Below are 4,846 nucleotides of genomic sequence, written 5' to 3' on the forward strand. Positions count from 1 at the left end.
CAAGCGCCTGCGGCTGGCCGTCAACTACGCGCTCGACCGGAAGGGGACCAGCGAGTCGGCCTGCCTCGGCCACTGCCCGCCCGCCGGCGTGATCGTCCCGCGCGTGATGGACTTCGCCCTCCAGGTCCCCGCGCCCGCCTACGACCCCGCGAAGGCGAAGGCGCTCCTCGCCGAGGCCGGCTACCCGCGCGGCTTCGACGCGGGCGACTTCACCGCGATCCCCGGCTTCTCCTCGGTGGGCGACGCCGCGCTCAACAACCTGAATGCGGCCGGCATCCGGGTGCGGATGCGCCCGATGGAGCGCGCCGCCTTCTACGCGGCCTGGCAGGAGAAGAAGCTCCGCGGGATCTTCCTGGTCGCGGTGGGCAACTCGGGCAACGCGGCGAGCCGCGTCGAGGCCTTCATCTACTCCAAGGGGGCCTCGGCCTACGGCGGCTACCCGGATCTCGACGAGCTGTTCCTGCAGCAGGCGCGCGAGCGGGACACCGGCAAGCGCGAGGCGCTGCTCCATCGCATCCAGCAGGCCACCATCGATCGGGTGATGTTCGCCCCGCTCATGGACCTGCGCGGGCTGATCGCGGTGGGCCCACGCATCGCGGACCACACGATCAACTCGATCCCGATGTACCCGTTCCCATCGTACGAGGACATGCGGCTCAAGTCCCAGTAGCCGGGCAGACGCCATGAAGCGCGCGCTCGCCGTCGTCGCCCGGCTCATCCCGCTGCTGCTGCTCTCGGTCGCGGCCGCGCCGGGGCGCGCCGCGGCGCAGGGCCTGCCCACCGCGAAGCCCGAAGACGTCGGCCTCTCCTCGCCGCGGCTGGCCCGGGCCACCGAGGTCGTGAAGGGCGAGATCGCCAAGGGCCGCTACCCGGGCGCGGTCGCGCTGGTGGCCCGGCGCGGGAAGGTCGTCTACTTCGAGGCCCTCGGCCGCCGTGATCCCCGGTCGAGCGCGCCGATGACGAAGGATGCGATCTTCCGCCTCTACTCGATGACCAAGCCGTTCACCTCGGTCGCGATGATGATGCTGGTCGAGGACGGCAAGGTCCTGCTCAACGACCCGGTCTCGCGCTACCTGCCGGCGCTCAAGAACCTCCAGGTGTCGGTCCCGCGGGGGGGCGCGCAGACCGGCACGGTCGCCTACGCGCTGGTCCCGGCCGAGGAGGAGATGACGATCCAGGACCTGCTGCGCCACACCTCCGGCCTCGTGTACGAAGACACCAGCCATCCGGAGGTGAAGGCCGCGTACCTCAAGGAAGGCGTCACCTGGAAGGACGTGACGCCTGCCGAGCAGGTCGCGCGGCTCGCCCGGGTGCCGCTCGCGCACCAGCCGGGCACCGCCTGGGAATACAGCATCTCCACCGACGTGGCCGGCCGCGTGATCGAGGCCATCACCGGTGGCACGCTCGGGCAATTCCTCCAGGAGCGCGTCTTCGCGCCGCTGCAGATGGTCGACACCGGCTTCCTGGTCCCCGCCGTCAAGGCCGGCCGCCTCGCCCAGCCCTTCGCCAAGGACCCGGTGACCGGCCAGCCGGTCGTGCTGCTCGACGTGACCGTCCCGCAGAAGAACGATGCCGGCGGCGCCGGCGCCGCCGGCACCACGGCCGACTACGCGCGCTTCTGTCAGATGCTGCTCGACGGCGGGCGCCTGGGCGCCACGCGCCTGCTCGGCCGCGCCACCGTCGCGCAGATGACCGCGGATCACCTGGGCGAGATCCCGCTGGCCTCGCCGATCCTGGCGCGCGGCTACGGCTTCGGCCTCGGGTTCGCGGTGCGCAAGGAAACGGGGCTCCACTGGGTCACCGGCTCGGCGGGCGAGTATCGCTGGAGCGGCGCGGCGGGCACCGCGTTCTGGGTCGATCCGAAGGAGAGGATGGTGGTCGTGTGGATGGCGCAGGGCCAGCCGGGCCAGCGGCGCGCGGAGGACCGGGACCTGTTCCGGCAGCTCGTCCAGGCCGCCCTCGTCGACTGAGCGGCCGCGCGGGACTCGGGGCTTCGAGCATGAGCGCATCGGCGGGCCATCGTGCCGTCTCCACGCTGTACCAGGCCCTCCTGACCGGCCTCGTCCTCACCCTCGTCACGCGCCGGAGCGAGGACGACGCGGCCGACTTCGTCTTCCGCCTCTTCCGCCGTCAGCACCTCGAGAAGTTCCTGTCCGGGCTCGCCAAGCTGGGCCTCGACCGGCTGCCCCACGCGGTGGCCTGCGCGCAGTACCACTACCTCTCCAACCAGCTGGGCGGGGTGAAGACCGAGTACGCGCGCGAGTCCGATCGGAAGGCCTGGGTGCGCTATCCCCCGCCGCGGTGGATCTGGTACGGCGCTTCGATCTGCGGCATCCCGAGCCGGGTGAACGCGGCGATGCTCCACGGCTGGCACGGCCACAATGGCGTCACCCTCGGCAACCCGCGCCTGGGCTTCGTCTGCACCGGCCAGACCGTGGACGGCGATCCCGGGCTCGAGGGCTACTACCTCGAGCACGACCGGGACCTGGCCCCCGAGGAGCGCGTCCGCTTCGCGCGGGGCGAGCGCATGCCCGACTTCGACGCCGCGCGGGCGCCGCGGCTCGACCCGGTCGCGTGGCCGCCCGAGCGTCTCGACACGGTGGTGTCCCGCTACGCGATGGAGTACGTGCGCACCACCCTGCCGGTGCTGCTCGACCGGCTGGGCCCGGACGACACGCGTGGCCTGCTGGGCCACGCCGCGCGGCTCGTCGGCATGCAGTACTATGACGAGACCGCGCGGCTGCTCGGCGTCGAGGGCACCGGCCCCGCGGTTTTCGCGCGCTACCTGGCGGCGCTGGCGCGCGCGCAGGGCGAGGACGTCGCGATCGAGGGCGACGGCGGACGGGCCTCGGTGCGCTTGAAGGGCTGGCGGCTCGCCCGCGGGCTCGAGCCGCTCGACCCCGTCGCCTTCGCGGCCTGGTGCGAGCTATGGCACGGCGCGCTCGCGGCCCACGACCGGAGGCTTCGCCTCGACGCCACGCGCGAGCCGGACGGCGACGTGCTGTTCCGTATCTCGGCGCGGCCCACGAGGCGCGCATAGGACTTTGGTCTCATAGCGCCGCGCGCTGTGGGCCGACCATAGTCGAGCGCACCCCGGCATACCGCATGCTCAGCCTCAAGATCGCGATCCTTCGCGCACTTCGCTGGCTGCCCTCGGCGATCCTGATCACCGGGCGGCAGGGCGCTGCCGCTCTACCCGCCCGCGCGATGGCCGCTGGTGCTCACGCGCGTGCGGTCGCTGGTCGGGACGTGAGCGGGATGGTCCGCGGCGCGGCCCTGGCCCTGGCGTTCTCGGCGATGCTGTCGGCCGGCTGCAGCACCCCGCTACACATGTCGGACGATCACGTGACCTCGGCGTCGCGCATGAAGGCCCTCGACATCCGGGCGCTGACCTGCGAGCCGGTCACCGCCCTTGGAGTCAACGCCCCGGCCGGCATCCAGGGCCTGACCCCCACCGTCGCGTACGCCCTCACCACCGCACTATCCCGGACGAAGCCTCCGGTTCGGGCCGTGCCGATGCCCGAGACCCTGAGCCGCCTCGCCGACAACGATCTCACCGGCGAGTACGCCGACCTCCTCGCCGGCTTCGGCCGCACCGGCATCCTGGAGCGCGAGCGGCTCACGCGGATCGGCGCGGCGCTCGGGTCCCGCTACGTGATGCAGCCGGGCCTTGCCGAGTTCTCCGTCGGCCTGTTCGACAAGTTCGAGATCTGGGGCATCAAGATCATCCGCACTCGCATCGCGACCCTGCGCCTCTGGCTGCAGATCTGGGAGGCGCCCACCGGTCACCTGCTCTGGGAGCGGACCGGCGAGCTGACCATCGCCGCGCCCGTCGTCCAGCAGGACACGATGATGTCGCTCGACGACATGGCCCAGAAGCTCTGGGCGCGCATGCTGGAGAAGGATCTGTTCGAGGGACTGCCGCCGTCGGCAGCCTGCACGTGATGCGACTGGAGTTGGTCCTCCTGGCCCTCGCGCCGCCGCGCTCGGCCAGGAGGCCCGTCTCGCCTAGACTTCAGCTGGGTGCCGGTGAGGCCGTCCGGCGAGCGTCAAGATACCCTACATCGTCTTCCAGTCGCCCGCCTGCTCGAACGCGTGGGCGGCCCGGTAGATCGTCGGCTCGTCCCAGTGTCGCCCGATCAGCATGACGCTCACGGGCAGCCCGTCGGCCATCCCGCAGGGAATCGCCATCGCGGGATGGTGCGTGATGTCGAACGGGGCGGTGTTGGTGATCATCTCCAGCGCGCGGCCCACGATCTCCTCGCGCGGCGCTCCCGGCCCCGGCATCGGCTGGGCCTTCATCGGCGTGGTCGGCATCAGCAGCAGATCGCAGTCGCGCAGGGCCGAGTCGTAGGCCGCGGTGAGTCGCCGGGTCACGTTCATGGCCTTGCCGTAGTAGCGCGAGCCGTGATGCTCGTGGATGTAGGTGCCGAGCATCGTGAAGAGCTTGGTGGTCTCCGACATCTCATCGGCCCGCTGGCGCCAGCCGCGCTGGTGATCCATCAGGCTCGTGACGTACAGGTCCTGGCGACTCAGCCCGTAGCCGTCGCCCCACATCATCGTCTGGGTGAGACCCTCGACCCCGATCGGCAGCCACAGCGCGCCGGCGAGCAGATGCGCCGGAATCGAGACGTCGTTAACCTTCGCCCCGAGGCGCTTGAAGAGGTCGGCGGACTGCCGCACCTTCGCGTCCACCACCGCCTCCGACTGCGGGTGGCCGAAGCCTTCCTTCACCACCCCGATCTTGAGCCCCGCCGCGTTACCGCTCAGCGCCTGGGTGTACGGATGCACCTTCGGCGAGAATTGCCGCGGGTCGTAGCCGTCGGGCCCCGCGATCACCTCGAGC

General features: G+C 71.5%; 5 protein-coding genes. 4 read left to right on the forward strand and 1 reads right to left on the reverse strand.

The window, feature by feature from the left end:
* From VKN16_13035 to VKN16_13050, 4 genes are all read left to right on the forward strand, one after another.
* The coding region (locus VKN16_13035; GenBank protein ID HME95129.1) for an ABC transporter substrate-binding protein at positions 1-670 on the forward strand (670 nt) is incomplete at its 5' end.
* A gap of 13 nt (positions 671-683) precedes the next feature.
* On the forward strand, positions 684-1,970 hold the full coding sequence (locus tag VKN16_13040) for a serine hydrolase domain-containing protein (protein HME95130.1): 1,287 nt from the start codon (positions 684-686) through the stop codon (positions 1,968-1,970).
* A gap of 29 nt (positions 1,971-1,999) precedes the next feature.
* Entirely contained in the window at positions 2,000-3,040 is a 1,041-nt protein-coding gene (locus VKN16_13045; protein HME95131.1) for a hypothetical protein, read from the forward strand.
* Between the two features lie 209 nt (positions 3,041-3,249).
* Positions 3,250-3,945 carry a hypothetical protein gene (locus VKN16_13050; protein ID HME95132.1) on the forward strand — a complete coding sequence of 232 codons (696 nt, stop codon included), beginning with the start codon at positions 3,250-3,252 and terminating at the stop codon, positions 3,943-3,945.
* 114 nt (positions 3,946-4,059) lie between these two features.
* Here the strand turns inward: VKN16_13050 and VKN16_13055 are convergent.
* Positions 4,060-4,846, reverse strand: a 787-nt coding sequence (locus VKN16_13055; protein HME95133.1) for an amidase family protein, incomplete at its 5' end; no start/stop codon positions are given.

This window comes from Candidatus Methylomirabilota bacterium, from assembly GCA_035315345.1.
Taxonomy (GTDB): Bacteria; Methylomirabilota; Methylomirabilia; order Rokubacteriales; family CSP1-6; genus CAMLFJ01.